This is a genomic window from Streptomyces sp. NBC_00670, from assembly GCF_036226765.1.
In the GTDB taxonomy this organism is placed as follows: Bacteria; Actinomycetota; Actinomycetes; order Streptomycetales; family Streptomycetaceae; genus Streptomyces.
The window spans coordinates 1,120,758-1,135,443 of sequence record NZ_CP109017.1 but is presented as its reverse complement, the minus strand read 5'-3'; the positions used below and the strand labels follow the sequence as shown (position 1 = coordinate 1,135,443).

The window sequence follows — 14,686 nt, the reverse complement described above, 5'->3', positions numbered from 1 at the left end:
GGCACAGCCACAACTACTGGCGCCCCGCGGCGCCCGCGCGAACGCCAAGTGAACAACGGGGCGGTGCGTGCGGGCCGACGGCTCGCCGCCCCGCTCACCCCCGCTGCCCACCGCGCGGGCCCTCACCCGCACGCCCTCACCGGATCCGCCCCGCCGGCCCCCGGGCGGCCCGTGCCCTCAGCGGCTGCCGTCCAGCAGGACGCGGGCGACCAGCGCCGGATCGTCGTTCATCGGGACGTGACCGCAGCCCGGCAGCCGGACCAACCGGGCGCCGGGGATGATCTGCTTGGCCCGGACGCCCTGGCGGCGGACCAGCAGCCGGTCCTTGGTGCCCCAGGCCACGGTGACGGGCAGGTCGGGGAGGTCGTCCGTGAACTGCACGGTCGCGCCCGCCCGCAGGGTCTCGGTGAACCCCCGCGCGTGGGCCAGGGCGAGTGTCTCGGCGACGACGGCCTCGGGCGAACGGCGGCCGGGGCGGGCGTAGATGGTGCTGGTCAGCACCGTGCGCCCGGCCGCGGACCGGGACAGCCGCTCCACCACCGGCAGCGGCAGCCGCCGCGCCGCCTGCCGCATCGCCGCCAGGATCCCGAAGGCGTACCGTCGCTCGACCGGCGTCCAGAACCCGGCGGGGGACAGCGCGGTGACGGACCGTACGCGCTTCTCGCGGCCCAGCTCCAGGGCGAGCAGACCGCCCAGCGAGTTCCCGGCGACGTGCGGGCGGTCGAGGTCCAGCGCCTCGCAGAGCGCGCCGAGCGCGGTGTTCACGGTCGGCAGATCGTGCCGCAGCCCGTCGGGCAGCGGCTCGGAGGCGCCGAAGCCGGGCAGGTCGACGGCTATGACGTCCCGCTCGGTGGCCAGGATGTCGACGACCGGGTCCCAGGCCTGCCGGTGGTGCCCGATGCCGTGCAGCAGCAGAAGCGGCTCGCCGGTGCCCACGCGCGCGTAGGAGAGGGTGAGGGTGCGCGGACCGTGGGGCGAGGGGACGTCGAAGGACACCGTGGCCATGCTGCTGCTCCTTGTCTGTGGGGCGGTCGACCTCGTAGACAGCTTGTCAGCAGCGGCTACTGACGGGTAGCCCCTGGTTGGCGTGAACCGCGCGCAACCAACGGCGATGTCCGGTCACTCGTTCGAGGCCGCCTGGACACGTTGGGTGGCGGCGCGGTGGGATGGGCGCGTGCCGGAGGGGGACCTGGTCCGGCAATTCGTGGGGTGGGGGGACCTGGCGGGCGTCGGCGACGTCTTCCATGCCGGAGGCGCGCACGCCCGGCGGGCCACGCCGAGCGCGAGTCTCCGGGAATTTCCCGGGTTGCCCGATTGGTCTTGACCAAGGGTGGGGACCGTTTTATGGTCCAGAGAAGTGCAACAACCTTTAATAAACAAGGGCGCCAAAACGCCGCCGGGTCACGGCGAATGCGGAGGACAGGGTGGGGACCACGCAGCTGGAGACGGTGCCGGAGCCGAAGTACTGGCATCTGAAGAACGTGCTCACACAGGCGCTCGACTCGGAGTTCTCGGTGGGCGAGATCCTGCCCAACGAGCGGGATCTGGCGGCGCGTTTCGGCGTCGCCCGGGCCACGTTGCGGCAGGCGCTGGAGCAGCTCGAACTGGAGGGCAGGCTGCAGCGCCGCCGGGGCGTCGGCACGACGGTCGCGCCGCCGCGCATGGGGGTGGCCGTCGGCTCCGAGGAACAGACCTGGCCGGGCGAGGGGGACGACGCCTGGCAGGCCGTCGACTGCCAGGCCGCGCCGGCGCCGGCCGCGGTGACGGAACTGCTGGAGACCGGGCGCGACGAGGACGTCCACACGGTACGGCGCACCCGGGTGTCGCACGGTCAGCCCGTGGCCGCCGAACTGCTGTACGTCCCGGGGGTCTCCGTGCCCGACCTCTCGGGCATCGACGCCCCCTCCGGCGCGGCCCGCGCGCGTGCGGTGCTGCGCGAGCTGCACCGGCTGGAACTGGAGGGCGAGTACCGCGCGGTGGAGCTCGGCTCCGCGAGCGCGGAGGACGCGAAGGAACTCGACCGGCTCCCCGGCTCCCCGGTCCTGGTCGTCACCACCCGCTTCTACGCGGCCGGCCGCACGGCGGCGGTATCGGTCGCCACGTACCGCGCGGACACGTGCCGACTGACGTTCGGCGACGCGGGCGGCGTGGAGATAGACCCCACACCGGAACGCCGAGCGTCCTGACGGACCCTTTCAGGGGCGCGGAAGAACTGTGCAGACGGGGCGAAGCCCCGTGCCGGGGTGCGGGGGGCGGAGCCCCCGCCCCGGGTCGAAGGGGCGGAGCCCCTGGGGGACGGGAAGGGTGTAGGGGCGGCGGGGGCGGAACAAGCCCCTCTCAGTGACGGGACGTCACCGTCCCCTCCACCGCGAACAGTTGCTCCTCGACATGGTCGAGAGCCAGCCGCAACGCCCCGGTCGCCACCACCGCCTCCCCCACCCCCGACAACGTCACCCTCGGCGGCCGCAGGCAATACCGCGCCAACTCCCGCCGCAACGGCTCCAGCACCCCGTCGAGCCCCGCCGCCCACCCCCCGATCACGACCAGCTCCGGATCGAGCGCGAGCGCCAGCGCCGCGACATCGTGCACCAACCGCTGCAGGAACCGCTCCACCGCCTCCCGCGCCCGCCCGTCCCCCTCCCGCGCCAGCGCGAACACCTCCGCCACCGCCTGCTCGTCCAGCGGATGCAACGGCCGGTCCGTCGTCGACAGCAGCGTCTCCGGCGTCGCCTCCCGCCCCAGCAGATGCAGCGCCCCGATCTCCCCGGCCGCACCCCCGAACCCCCGGTGCAGCCGCCCCCCGATCAGCGCCCCGGCCCCGGGACTCAGCCCCGCCAGGACGAACACCACGTCGTCGGAATCGGTGGCCGCCCCCTTCCAGTGCTCGCCCACCGCCGCCGCGTTCGCGTCGTTCTCCACCAGCACCGGGCACTTGAAGGAGCGGCTGAGCCGGTCGCCCAGCCGCAGCCCCGTCCACCCGGGCAGCGCCGTACCCAGCCGCACCGTGCCGTCCGCCTCCACGATCCCGGGGCTGGCCACGCCGACCGCGCGCAGCGAGTCGCGCGCCACGCCCGCCCGGCGCAGCAGCTCGGCCACGGTGGTGCGCAGCCGCTCGAGGCGTTCGTCGGCGGGCGCGGTCTCGGAGATGTCCTTGGACAGCGTGCCCAGTTCACGGCCGTCGAGGTCGGCGAGGACCGCGGTCACGCGGTGCGCGCCGACGTCGAGGCCCAGCAGATGCCCGGCCTCCGCACGGAACCGGTAGCGCCGGGCCGGCCTCCCCTGCCGCCGGGCGGCACCCTCCTCGGCCGCGACCTCCACCACGAGGCCCGCCCCGATGAGCCCTTCGACGACTCCCTCGACGGTCGGCCGGGACAGGCCCGTCACCCGGGTGATCTCGGTGAGGGTCGCGCAGTCGGTGGCACGCAACGCGTGCAGCACCACAGCGGAATTGATCCTTCGCAGCAGAGAGGGGTCCCCGCCGGTGAGCCGCCCCAACGTCCGTCCTCCCAGCTCGTGCGCGTGTGGGGCGGATCGTACTCGGCCGCGGCCCGCCCCGGCGAGTGCCGGGCGGCCCCGGGCCCGCCCGGCGTCGGTCCGACGGCCCCGCCCATTGTCAGTGGCGGCTGGTCTACTGGAGACATGAGCCTGGATCAGCACCTCGCCGCGATCGGCCTGTTGTGCTCCCACCCCCTCCCGGTGGGGCACGACGGGCCGTCCGGCGGGATGCCCGGGATTCCGGCGACGCCCGGGCATCTGGCGGGACCCGGCTACCGCATAGTGACCCTGGAGGCCGGCCCGGGAGCGTACGGGGGCGGCGGTGCCGGGCGGGAACAGGAGGCGGACGACCTCGACGCCCAACGGGAGGGCCTGGCCCGGATACTGGACGAGAGATGGGGGCCAGGCCAGACCTGGGGCACGCTCACGCCCGCCGTCCGCCTCGCGCGCGGCGAGGAGATACCCGAGCCCTGGGCCGCGCTCACCCACCTCGTGGACCAGCTGCGACTGTGGCAGTGTGCGACGGACGGCCGCTGGATAGGGCTCGGACTGGCGGACCGGGACGGGACGGACGAGGTGCGCCTCCTCGCGGCCGTCACCGACATCGACCCGCCGTGAGCCCGGCCGCAGGCCGGAGCCGGTGCGTCACCGGGTGGGCTACCTCTCGGCCGCTTCCCGGAGGCGGGCGAACTCCTCGGCCATCGTCCGCGCCGTCCAGTGGGCATTGAGGCCGCTGGGGTTGGGCAGCACCCAGACGCGGGTGTCGCCGATGGTCCGCACCTGGGGACCCACCTGGGCCCCGCGGTCGTCGAAGGCGGTCCGGTAGGCGGTGACACCGAGCACGGCCAGCCAACGGGGCCGCAGCCGGGCCACCTTCAGGCCGAGCAGCCGCCCGCCCTCGCGGTACTCCTCGGCGGTCAGCTCGTCGGCCCGGGCGGAGGCCCGCGCCACCACGTTGGTGATGCCCAGCCCGTACGACAGCAGTTCCTCCTGCTCGGAGGGGTGCAGGCGGCGCGGGGTGAAGCCGGACAGGTGCAGCACCGGCCAGAAGCGGTTGCCGGGGCGGGCGAAGTGGTGGCCGGTCGCGGCCGTCATCAGACCTGGATTGATGCCGCAGAACAGCACATGGAGGCCGTCCGCGACCACGTCCGGGACGAGACGGTCGCGGGCGGCCTCCAGCTCCGCCGGGGTGGGGCGTGTCAGAGGATCGCCCCCGGGGTGTAGCCCGCGGCCTCCGGGTGCTGCTTCACGATCTCGCCGATCCGGGCGACGACGGTGGCGACCTGGTCGGCGGCGGCGCCGGTGAACGACAGCTTGTCCGCCATCAGCGCGGCCAGCGCCTCGCGGTCCAGCGGGATGCGCTCGTCGGCGGCGAGGCGGTCGAGCAGCTCGTTGCGCTCGGCGCCCTGCTCTCGCATGGCGAGCGCGGTCGCCACCGCGTTCTCCTTGATCGCCTCGTGCGCCACCTCGCGGCCCACGCCCGCCCGCACCGCGCCCATCAGCACCTTGGTGGTGGCCAGGAACGGGAGGTAGCGGTCCAGCTCGCGGGCGACGACCGCCGGGAACGCGCCGAACTCGTCGAGCACGGTCAGGAATGTCTCCAGCAGGCCGTCGAGCGCGAAGAACGCGTCCGGGAGCGCCACCCGGCGCACCACGGAGCAGGACACGTCGCCCTCGTTCCACTGGTCGCCCGCCAGCTCGCCGGTCATCGAGGCGTAGCCACGCAGGATCACCATCAGGCCGTTGACGCGCTCGCAGGAGCGGGTGTTCATCTTGTGCGGCATCGCGGAGGAGCCGACCTGGCCGGGCTTGAAGCCCTCGGTGACCAGCTCGTGCCCCGCCATCAGCCGGATCGTCTTCGCCAGCGAGGACGGGGCGGCGGCGAGCTGCACCAAGGAGGTGACGACCTCGTAGTCGAGGGAGCGGGGGTAGACCTGGCCGACGGAGGTGAACGCCTGCGAGAAGCCGAGGTGCTCGGCGATGCGGCGCTCCAGCTCCGCGAGGCGGGTGGCGTCGCCGCCGAGGAGGTCCAGCATGTCCTGGGCGGTGCCGACCGGGCCCTTGATGCCGCGCAGCGGGTAGCGGCCGAGGAGCTCCTCGATGCGGCCGTACGCCACGAGGAGTTCGTCGGCGGCGGTCGCGAAGCGCTTGCCGAGGGTGGTGGCCTGGGCGGCCACGTTGTGCGAGCGGCCGGCCATGACCAGCTCGCCGTACTCGCCGGACAGCTTGCCGAGGCGGGCCAGGACGGCGACCGTGCGGTCGCGCATCAGCTCCAGCGAGCGGCGGATCTGGAGCTGCTCGACGTTCTCGGTGAGGTCCCGGGAGGTCATGCCCTTGTGGACCTGCTCGTGGCCGGCGAGGGCGTTGAACTCCTCGATACGGGCCTTGACGTCGTGGCGGGTGACCTTCTCGCGCGCGGCGATGGAGGGGAGGTCGACGTCGTCCAGGACGCGCTCGTAGTCGGCGAGCGCGGTGTCGGGGACTTCGATGCCGAGGTCCTTCTGGGCGCGCAGTACGGCGAGCCAGAGCCTGCGCTCGAGCCTCACCTTCTCCTCGGGCGACCAGAGCGTGGCGAGCTCGGGGGAGGCGTAGCGTCCGGCGAGGACGTTGGGGATGCGGGGCTTGGCGGGCGCAGATGTCACGTGTACGGAGTGTACTGGCGGTTCGTGCAGGTGGGCGGGGCGGGTGGGTTCGGAGGATCGTACGAGGGGGCGGGGGCCGGGGGCCATGTGCGGCTCCGCCGCGCCGCGTAAGGGGCGCGGGGAACTGCGCGGGCAACCACGTACCACACGCGCCCGTGCACGCACGCCTGCCCGCCCCGTCTTCGCGGCGAGCGCCCCTACGCGCGCGGTGGGTCGTACGGGAGGAGGTCCGGGCGTTTGGCGGGGCGGCCGTCGCCCGAGGAGCGGCCTGTCAGCCGCCGGGCTATCCAGGGCAGCAGGTGCTGCCGGGCGAAGCGGGCGTCGGCGGTTCGGCGGGCGAGCCAGGCCGCCGGGGCGGTCGCCGTCATCGGCGTGTGCCAGTCCGCGTCCTCCGGCTCGTAGCCCAGCGACTGCCACACCGCCTCGGCCACCCGCCGGTGGCCCTCGGCCGTCAGGTGCAGCCGGTCCACGTCCCACAGCCGGGGGTCGGAGAGCGACGGCGCCCCGTACAGGTCGACCACGACCGCCCCGTGCCGCTCCGCGAGCGCGTCGACCGTCTCGAACAGCGCCTCCATGCGCGGCCGGAACCGCTCCAGGACGGGACCCTGCCGGCCCGGGCTGCGCATCAGCACCAGCTGCTTGCAGGACGGGGCCAGCCGCTCCACCGCCTCCGTCAGCAGATCCCGCACCCGGACCATGTCGCACTTGGGCCGCAGCGTGTCGTTGAGGCCGCCGACGAGCGTGATCACATCGGCGCCCATCGCGGCGGCCGGGTCGACCTGCTCGTCGACGATCTGGCCGATCAGCTTCCCCCGCACCGCGAGGTTGGCGTACCGGAAGCCGGGCGAGCGCGCGGCCATCCGGCCGGCCAGGAGGTCGGCCCAGCCGCGGTAGGTGCCGTCGGGCAACAGGTCCGACATGCCCTCGGTGAAGGAGTCGCCGACCGCGACCAGGCTGGAGTAAGGGGGGCTGGGGTGAGGCGGGTTCGTCTGCATGGCGGTCCCGATGCTAACGCGCCCCGCATACCCGTCGGTCGGTCGGGAGTCACCCCCCGGCCTCCCCGTCCGTCACGCCGGCTGGCCGAACAGCTCCCGCAGGACGTCCTCCATCGTCACCAGGCCCGACAGCCTGCCGTCCGGGCCGAGCACCGCGGCCAGGTGGGTGCGGCTGCCCCGCATCGCGGTGAGCACGTCGTCCAGCGGCGTGGTCTCCCGGACCCGGGCGATGGAGCGCATCTCCCGCACCGGGAACGGCACCCCGCGCGGACCCGCGTCCAGCGCGTCCTTCACATGCAGATACCCCACGATCCGCCGGGCCGCGTCCACCACCGGGAAGCGCGAGAACCCGGAGTGCGCGGACAGTTGCTCCAGCTGCTCCGGGGTGACGCCCACGCGCGCGTAGACGATCTTCTCCAGCGGCAGCACCACGTCCCGCACCGGCCGGCGCCCCAGCTCCAGCGCGTCGTGCAGCCGCTCCTGCGCCCGCTCGTCGATCAGCCCGGCCTCGCTGGAGTCCTGCACGAGACGGGCCAGCTCGTCGTCCGAGAACGTGGCGGCGACCTCGTCCTTCGCCTCCACCCGCAGCAGCTTCAGGAGCGCGTTGGCGAAGGCGTTGATCGCGAAGATCACCGGCCGCAGCGCACGGGCCAGCCCCACCAGCGGCGGTCCGAGGAACAGCGCCGTCCGCACCGGCTCGGCCAGCGCCACGTTCTTCGGCACCATCTCGCCCAGCAGCATGTGCAGATACGTCGCCAGCGCCAGCGCGATCACGAAGGACACCGCGTGCCCCGCGCCCGACGGCACGCCCACCGCGTGGAACACCGGCTCCAGCAGATGCGCGATCGCCGGCTCGGCGACCACGCCGAGGACCAGCGTGCACAGCGTGATGCCGAGCTGTGCGGCCGCCAGCAGCGCCGACACGTGTTGGAGCCCCCACAGCACGGAGCGGGCCCGTCGGTCGCCCTCCTCCGCGCGCGGCTCGATCTGACTGCGGCGCACCGAGATCAGCGCGAACTCGGCGCCCACGAAGAAGGCGTTGGCGACCAGCGTCAGCAGGCCGATCAGCAGCTGTACGGCGGTCATCGGCCACCCTCCCCGTTCTTCCGGTCGCCGGAACGGCCGGCGGTCTCGTCGTTCCGGGTCCGCCCGGCGACCGCCGCGGCCTCGGCGTCCTCCGCCAGGGGTGCGTGCAGGAGTACCCGGGCCGCGCGGCGACCCGTCGCGTCGACCACGTCGAGACGCCAGCCGGCGACCTCGACGCGGTCGCCCGCGACCGGTATCCGGCCGAGTTCGGCCGCCACCAGGCCGGCGAGCGTCTCGTACGGTCCGTCCGGCGCCCGCAGCCCCACCCGCGCGAGCTGGTCCAGACGGGCCGAGCCGTCGGCGTCGTACCGCGCGCGGCCGTCGTCGTCCGCGCCGGCCGGGGCGAGGTCGGGCGTCTCGTGCGGGTCGTGCTCGTCCCGGACCTCGCCGACGACCTCCTCGACGATGTCCTCCAGCGTGGCCACCCCGGCCGTGCCGCCGTACTCGTCGATGACGACGGCCATGGTCTGCCGGCCGGACGACAGCCGGTCGAGGAGCCGGTCCACGGTGAGCGACTCGGGGACGAACAGGGGTTCGCGTATCACCTGGCCGAGCGTGCGCAGGGGGCGCTGGTCGGCGGGGACCGCGAGGATGTCCCGGATGTGTGCGACGCCCACGACGGAGTCCAGGCTCTCGCGGTAGACCGGGAAGCGGGACAGGCCCGTCGCACGGGTCGCGTTCGCCACGTCCTCGCAGGTCGCCTGGAGGTCGAGGGCGACGACCTGGACGCGCGGGGTCATCACGTTCTCCGCGGTGAGGTCGGCGAGGTTGAGGGTGCGTACGAACAGCTCGGCGGTGTCCGCCTCCAGTGCCCCCTCCTTCGCGGAGTGCCGGGCGAGCGCCACCAGCTCCTGGGGCCCGCGCGCGTGGGCCAGCTCCTCGGCCGGCTCGAGACCGAACCTCCGTACGACGTGGTTGGCCGTGTTGTTGAGATGGGTGATGAACGGCCGGAACGCTGCGCTGAACCAGCGCTGCGGCGTGCCCACGCGCTTGGCCATCGCCAGCGGCGCGGAGATCGCCCAGTTCTTCGGCACCAGCTCGCCGACGACCATCAGGAACACCGTCGACACCGCCGTGCCGAGCACCAGGGCCACCGACGTCGACGCCGAGGGCGGGACGCCGATGTCCTCCAGCGGGCCCGCTATCAGCTTCGAGATCGACGGCTCGGCGAGCATGCCGACCACCAGGTTGGTGACCGTGATGCCGAGCTGGGCGCCGGACAGCTGGAACGTCAGCTGCCGTACGGCCTTCAAGGCGCCCGCCGCGCCGCGCTCGCCGCGCTCGACAGCCCGTTCGAGGTCGCCGCGCTCGACCGTGGTCAGCGAGAACTCGGCGGCGACGAACGCGCCGCAGGCCAGCGAGAGCGCCACCGCCACGAGCAGCAGGAACACCTCGGTCATCGGGTCACCTCCGTCCCGTGCCCGGCCGGGGGCGGGAGGACCGGACGGCGCCGGCCGTCGCGGGGTGCGTGGTGGGTACTACTGGGAGGCTCGCCCATGCGCGGACGCTCACACCTTTCATGGAGGGACGGGTGATCCCTGGAAGGGACCATGCGATGCCTCAAGAGTAAAGGATGGGCAAAAGTGTCCGGCGGGCCTGTGGACAACGGGACGGTGGATGACGGGGTCGCTACAGCGGCTTGACCCAGCGCCGCCAGTGGTCCTCGCGGTGGTAGCCGGCGGCGCCCCACGCCCGGTGCGCCCGCGCGTTGGCCTCCAGGACCATCGCGTCCGCCCGCCGCCCGCCGAGAGTGGAGAATCGTTCCTCCGCTGCCTCCAGCAGCGCGCGTGCGAGGCCCTGCCTGCGGTGGTCGGGGTGCACGGCCAGCCGGTAGAGGTGGCACCGCCAGCCGTCGAAGCCGGCTATCGCCGTCCCGACGAGGGTGCCGTCGCGCTCGGCGAGGAGCAGGGCCTCGGGGTCACGGGCGAGCAGCCGGGCCACGCCGTCGCGGTCGTCGCTGATGCTCGTCCCCTCCGCGGCCGTGCGCCAGAACCGGAGGACGGCGTCGATGTCGGAGGGGGTGGCGGGGCGGATGTGCGGATCGCTCATGCGGGAGAGCGAAGCAGAGGGTGCGGCCCGGCCGCGACCCCGTTTTCCTTCCTCCTTGCCGACGCTAGCGCCGTCGCGCTAGCGTCGGGAGCATGGCCAAAACCCAGCTGAACGTGCGGGTGGACGAGGACACGGCGCGGGCCGCCCGCGAGCGGGCCCTGGAGCGGGGCATGAGCGTCAACCGGTACATCGAGGAACTGGTCCGGCAGGACGCGGGGGAGACGGGGCGGACGTTCGTCGACGCCGCGGCCGACTTCATGAAGCGGTACGAGTCGGTCTTCGCGGAGGAGTTCGGCGCGGGGTCGGCGGGGCCCGCGGGCTCCGCCGGGGCGCGGCAGCAGGGCGGCCGCTGAACCCTTGAGCACGCTCAGAATCGACCTCGCCTGGTTGCTGATGGTCGCCGAACAGCGGACGCCGGGGGATCCGCAGGTCACCGACTGGGGTGCGCTGGTCGCCGCGGTGAGCCGGCACGAGGCGGAGATATTCGGCGTCCCCGTCTACGACACGCCGCACGCGCGGGCGGCGGCGTTGCTGCAGCTTCTGCTGCATGTGCCGGCGCTGGAGCGCTCCAACGCGTTGTTCGCGTCCGCGGTGGCGTACGGCTATCTCGTCGCGTGCGGGGCGAGGGTGGACGTGTCGCCGGAACAGGTCCGCGACCTGGCCCGCCTGGTCAAGACCGGCGGGGCGACGGTCCAGCGGATCACGGAGGAACTCCGCGGGTGGACGGCGTGAAGCCCGCCGTGGTGAGTGTGCGGGTGCGGTTCGCCTCCGGCCGGAACGCGCAGTCCCGCGCGCCCGTGCCGGGCCGCGGGCCCCACGCCTGACGGGCTGCCCCCGGGGGTGGTTGTGCGGCTGCGGGTCGTGTGTGGCTGGTCGCGCAGTTCCCCGCGCCCCTGGTGGGGCGGGGCCCCGGCGTTTGAGGGGTTGCCCCCCGGGGGTGGTTGTGCGGCTGCGGGCTGCGTGTGGCCGGTCGCGCAGTTCCTCGCGCCCCTATGGGGCGCCCCCTGGCGCGGCTCGTGGGGTTGCGGGTCGCTCGGGCCAAGCACCCGGCGCGCCCCCGTAAGGGGCGCGGGGAACTGCGCGCTCAGCCACGACGGGCCCGCACTCGCGCATCCACCGCCGGGGGCACCCCCGTGGGCGTCAGGGGCGCGGGGAACTGCGCGACGAGCCACGACGGGCCCGCGCCCGCGCATCCACCGCCAAGGGCGACCCCGTAGGCGCCCCTACCCCTCCACCTCCCACGTCCCTCCCAACGCCGGCGCCAGCCATCCCCGCGCACCCGCCTGGAAGGCACCCGGCGGCAAGCCCCCCGCTCCCGCCGGGATCGCGCCCGCCAGGGGGACGCCCGTCACCGCCGGGAGGTCCGTCACGTTGCAGCGGGCCGCCAGGTCCGGCCGGGACGGCCACGCGCCGAGCAGGACGCCGGCGGGCGTCAGCCCCCGCCGCCCCAGCTCCCGCGTCGTCAGTTCCGTCACGTTCAGCGTCCCCAGCCCCGCCGAAGCCACCACCAGCACCGGCGCCGACAGCAGCGACGCCACGTCCGCCACCGTGCCGCCCTCGTCGTCGAGGCGGACCAGCAGCCCGCCCGCCCCCTCGACCAGCACCAGGTCGTACTCGGCCGCCAGCTTCTCCGCCGCCTCGGCGACGTCCGCCGGCCGCACCGCCGGCAGCCCGGCCCGCCGCGCGGCCGTCGCCGGCGCCAGCGGCTCGGGGTAGCGCGCGAGTTCGTGCCAGACCCCGGCCCCCGACAGCCGTACCGCCTCCTCCGCGTCCCCCCGCTCCCCGGGCGCCAGCCCCGTCTGCGCCGGCTTCAGCACGGCCACCGAGCGCCCGTCGGCCACCGCCACCGCGGCGACCGCCGCCGTGGCCACCGTCTTGCCGATCTCCGTCCCGGTCCCCGAAACCACCAGAACCGCCATCTCACGCCTCCCGCGCCGCCGCGCACACCGCGCGGCCGATCCGTGCCAGATCCTCGTCCCCCGTGACGTACGGCGGCATCGTGTACACGAGGTCGCGGAACGGCCGCAGCCACACGCCCTCGCGCACCGCCGCCCGCGTCGCCGCCGCCATGTCCACCTCGTGGTCCAGCTGGACCACCCCGATCGCCCCGAGCACCCGTACGTCCCGTACACCCGGCAGCGCACGCGCCGGGGCGAGCCCGTCCGACAGCCCCGCCTCGATCCGCTTGACCTCCGCCCGCCAGTCCTGGCCGAGCAGCAGACCGATCGACGCGCAGGCCACGGCCGCGGCCAGCGGATTGCCCATGAACGTCGGCCCGTGCGCGAGCACCGGCACCTCACCGCGCGAGATGCCCCCGGCCACCCGCGCCGTGCACAGCGTCGCCGCCAGCGTCAGATAACCGCCGGTCAGCGCCTTGCCCACGCACATCACATCGGGCGTCACGGCCGCGTGGTCCGCGGCGAACAGCTCCCCCGTACGCCCGAACCCGGTCGCGATCTCGTCGCACACCAGCAACACGTCGTGCGCGTCGCACGCCTCCCGCAGGACCCGCAGATACGCGGGGGAGTGGAACCGCATCCCGCCCGCCCCCTGCACCACCGGCTCGACGATCACCGCGGCCAGTTCGTGCGCGTGCCGCCCGACGAGGCCGCGCACCTGCTCCGCGTACGCCTCCTCGTACTGCACCGGCGGCGCGTCGGCGAACACCTGGCGCGGCAGCACCTCCTGCCACAGCTCGTGCATCCCGCCCTCGGGATCGCACACGGACATCGGGTGCCAGGTGTCGCCGTGGTAGCCGCCCCGCCAGGTCAGCAGCCGCCGCTTCTCCGGGCGGCCCAGTGAACGCCAGTACTGGAGGCACATCTTGACGGCCACCTCGACCGAGACCGACCCGGAGTCGGCGAGGAAGACATGTTCGAGACCGTCGGGAGACATGTCGACAAGGAGCTTCGCCAGCCGGACGGCGGGCTCGTGGGTGAGCCCGCCGAACATCACATGGCTCATCCGGCCGAGCTGGTCACGCGCGGCCTCGTTGAGCACCGGGTGGTTGTAGCCGTGGATCGCCGACCACCAGGACGACATCCCGTCCACCAGCTCCCCGGAGCCGTCCGCGAGCCGCAGCCGCACCCCGCTCGCCGCCTCCACGACGAGCGGTTCGGCGCGGCCCGGCATCGGGCCGTACGGGTGCCACACGTGCCGCCGGTCGAGTTCCAGCAGTTCGGCCACGCTCCCCGGGCCGGACGGTTCAGGCATTGGGGGCGAGATCCGTTCCGGCACCCCGGCGGCGTACGGCGACGAGATCCGTACGGACGGCCTCCGCCCCCGAACCGACGGAGTCCCGCTCGGCCCCACCGGCATGCGCCCCGCACACCGCACCACCCTCGTGCACCCCGCACGCCCCACCGTCCCCCTCATGCGCCCCGCACGAACCGCCCCCGCCCCCGCCGGCCCGGTGCTCCGGCAGCGTCACCTCGTCCGCGCCCTCCACCTCGAACCCGGCGTCCGCGATCATCTCCAGGTCGGCCCGGCCGGCCTGGCCCTCCGTGGTGAGGTAGTCGCCGAGGAAGATCGAGTTGGCCAGGTGCAGGGCGAGCGGCTGCATCGTGCGCAGATGCACCTCGCGGCCGCCCGCGATGCGCACCTCCACGTCCGGGCAGACGAACCGCACCATCGCCAGGATCCGCAGACAGCGCCGCGGGGTGAGGTTCCACTCCGCGGCCAGCGGGGTGCCCTCCACCGGGATCAGGAAGTTGACCGGCACCGAGTCCGGGTCGAGCGCGCGCAGCGCGAGGACGACGTCGACCAGGTCCTCGTCGCTCTCGCCCATCCCCGCGATCAGCCCCGAACAGGCGGACAGCCCCGCGGCGTGCGCCTTGCGCACGGTGTCGACCCGGTCGGCGTAGGTGTGCGTGGTGGTGATGTCCCCGTACGTCGCCTCGGAGGTGTTGAGGTTGTGGTTGTACGCGTCCGCGCCGGCCGCGCGCAGCCGCTCCGCCTGACCGTCGGAGAGCAGTCCGAGGCAGGCGCACACCTCGACGTTCTCGTGCTGGTCCTTGATCGCCGCGATGGTGCCGGCGACCCGCTCCACGTCACGGTCGGTCGGCCCGCGCCCGGAGGCCACCAGACAGACCCGCTTGGCGCCCCCCGCCAGCCCGGCCGCCGCGGCCTTCGAGGCGTCCTCCGGCTTGAGCCAGCTGTACTTGAGGATGCCCGTGTCGGAGCCCAGCCGCTGCGAGCAGTACGAGCAGTCCTCCGGGCACAGGCCCGACTTGAGGTTGACGAGATAGTTGAGTTTCACCCGCCGGCCGAACCAGTGCCGGCGCACCCGGCCGGCCGCGGCCACCACGTCGAGCACGTCGTCGTCGGAAGTGGCGAGGACGGCCAGCGCTTCCTCGCGGGTCGGCGTCTCGCGCCGAAGCCCCTTGTCCACCAGCGTGTTCAGCAGGTCCATGGGGCCCG

General features: G+C 74.1%; 15 protein-coding genes. 4 read left to right on the top strand and 11 right to left on the bottom strand.

Annotated elements, in window-relative coordinates; all coding sequences use genetic code 11:
• Positions 1-177: 177 nt before the first annotated feature.
• Positions 178-1,005 carry an alpha/beta fold hydrolase gene (locus tag OIE12_RS04980; RefSeq protein WP_329132131.1) on the bottom strand — a complete coding sequence of 276 codons (828 nt, stop codon included), beginning with the start codon at positions 1,003-1,005 and terminating at the stop codon, positions 178-180.
• 419 nt (positions 1,006-1,424) lie between these two features.
• Here OIE12_RS04980 and OIE12_RS04975 point away from each other — a divergent pair, with 419 nt between their 5' ends.
• Positions 1,425-2,186, top strand: a complete 762-nt coding sequence (locus OIE12_RS04975) for a GntR family transcriptional regulator (protein WP_329132129.1) — start codon at positions 1,425-1,427, stop codon at positions 2,184-2,186.
• A gap of 151 nt (positions 2,187-2,337) precedes the next feature.
• Here the strand turns inward: OIE12_RS04975 and OIE12_RS04970 are convergent, their stop codons facing one another.
• Complete coding sequence (locus OIE12_RS04970) at positions 2,338-3,495, bottom strand: ROK family transcriptional regulator (protein WP_329132127.1); 1,158 nt, start codon at positions 3,493-3,495, stop codon at positions 2,338-2,340.
• Between the two features lie 144 nt (positions 3,496-3,639).
• Here OIE12_RS04970 and OIE12_RS04965 point away from each other — a divergent pair, with 144 nt between their 5' ends.
• Entirely contained in the window at positions 3,640-4,113 is a 474-nt protein-coding gene (locus OIE12_RS04965) for a hypothetical protein (protein WP_329132125.1), read from the top strand.
• A 39-nt stretch (positions 4,114-4,152) separates the two neighbouring features.
• Here the strand turns inward: OIE12_RS04965 and mug are convergent, their stop codons facing one another.
• From mug to OIE12_RS04935, 6 genes are all read right to left on the bottom strand, one after another.
• A complete protein-coding gene (gene mug / locus OIE12_RS04960) occupies positions 4,153-4,698 on the bottom strand; it encodes a G/U mismatch-specific DNA glycosylase (RefSeq protein ID WP_329141732.1) in 546 nt (181 codons plus the stop codon).
• A complete protein-coding gene (gene purB / locus OIE12_RS04955; protein WP_329132123.1) occupies positions 4,695-6,137 on the bottom strand; it encodes an adenylosuccinate lyase in 1,443 nt (480 codons plus the stop codon). Before purB ends, mug begins: the two co-directional genes overlap by 4 nt.
• 197 nt (positions 6,138-6,334) lie before the next feature.
• Positions 6,335-7,132, bottom strand: a complete 798-nt coding sequence (locus tag OIE12_RS04950; RefSeq protein ID WP_329132121.1) for an SGNH/GDSL hydrolase family protein — start codon at positions 7,130-7,132, stop codon at positions 6,335-6,337.
• Between the two features lie 72 nt (positions 7,133-7,204).
• A complete protein-coding gene (locus OIE12_RS04945) occupies positions 7,205-8,218 on the bottom strand; it encodes a hemolysin family protein (RefSeq protein WP_329132119.1) in 1,014 nt (337 codons plus the stop codon).
• On the bottom strand, positions 8,215-9,618 hold the full coding sequence (locus OIE12_RS04940; protein WP_329132117.1) for a hemolysin family protein: 1,404 nt from the start codon (positions 9,616-9,618) through the stop codon (positions 8,215-8,217). Before OIE12_RS04940 ends, OIE12_RS04945 begins: the two co-directional genes overlap by 4 nt.
• A 229-nt stretch (positions 9,619-9,847) precedes the next feature.
• Positions 9,848-10,267 carry a GNAT family N-acetyltransferase gene (locus tag OIE12_RS04935; RefSeq protein WP_329132115.1) on the bottom strand — a complete coding sequence of 140 codons (420 nt, stop codon included), beginning with the start codon at positions 10,265-10,267 and terminating at the stop codon, positions 9,848-9,850.
• 92 nt (positions 10,268-10,359) lie between these two features.
• Here OIE12_RS04935 and OIE12_RS04930 point away from each other — a divergent pair, with 92 nt between their 5' ends.
• Both OIE12_RS04930 and OIE12_RS04925 read left to right on the top strand, forming a co-directional pair.
• Positions 10,360-10,620, top strand: coding sequence for an antitoxin (locus OIE12_RS04930; RefSeq protein WP_329132113.1), 261 nt, complete (start codon positions 10,360-10,362; stop codon positions 10,618-10,620).
• 4 nt (positions 10,621-10,624) lie between these two features.
• Positions 10,625-10,999 carry a fic family toxin-antitoxin system, toxin component gene (locus OIE12_RS04925; protein WP_329132111.1) on the top strand — a complete coding sequence of 125 codons (375 nt, stop codon included), beginning with the start codon at positions 10,625-10,627 and terminating at the stop codon, positions 10,997-10,999.
• 491 nt (positions 11,000-11,490) lie between these two features.
• Here the strand turns inward: OIE12_RS04925 and bioD are convergent, their stop codons facing one another.
• The 3 genes from bioD to bioB are packed head-to-tail and all read right to left on the bottom strand — an operon-like array spanning position 11,491 to position 14,678.
• Entirely contained in the window at positions 11,491-12,186 is a 696-nt protein-coding gene (gene bioD / locus OIE12_RS04920) for a dethiobiotin synthase (RefSeq protein ID WP_329132109.1), read from the bottom strand.
• Between the two features lies 1 nt (position 12,187).
• Entirely contained in the window at positions 12,188-13,480 is a 1,293-nt protein-coding gene (locus tag OIE12_RS04915) for an adenosylmethionine--8-amino-7-oxononanoate transaminase (protein ID WP_329132107.1), read from the bottom strand.
• A complete protein-coding gene (gene bioB / locus OIE12_RS04910; protein WP_329132104.1) occupies positions 13,473-14,678 on the bottom strand; it encodes a biotin synthase BioB in 1,206 nt (401 codons plus the stop codon). The genes OIE12_RS04915 and bioB overlap by 8 nt, the downstream gene beginning before the upstream one ends.
• Positions 14,679-14,686 lie beyond the last annotated feature (8 nt).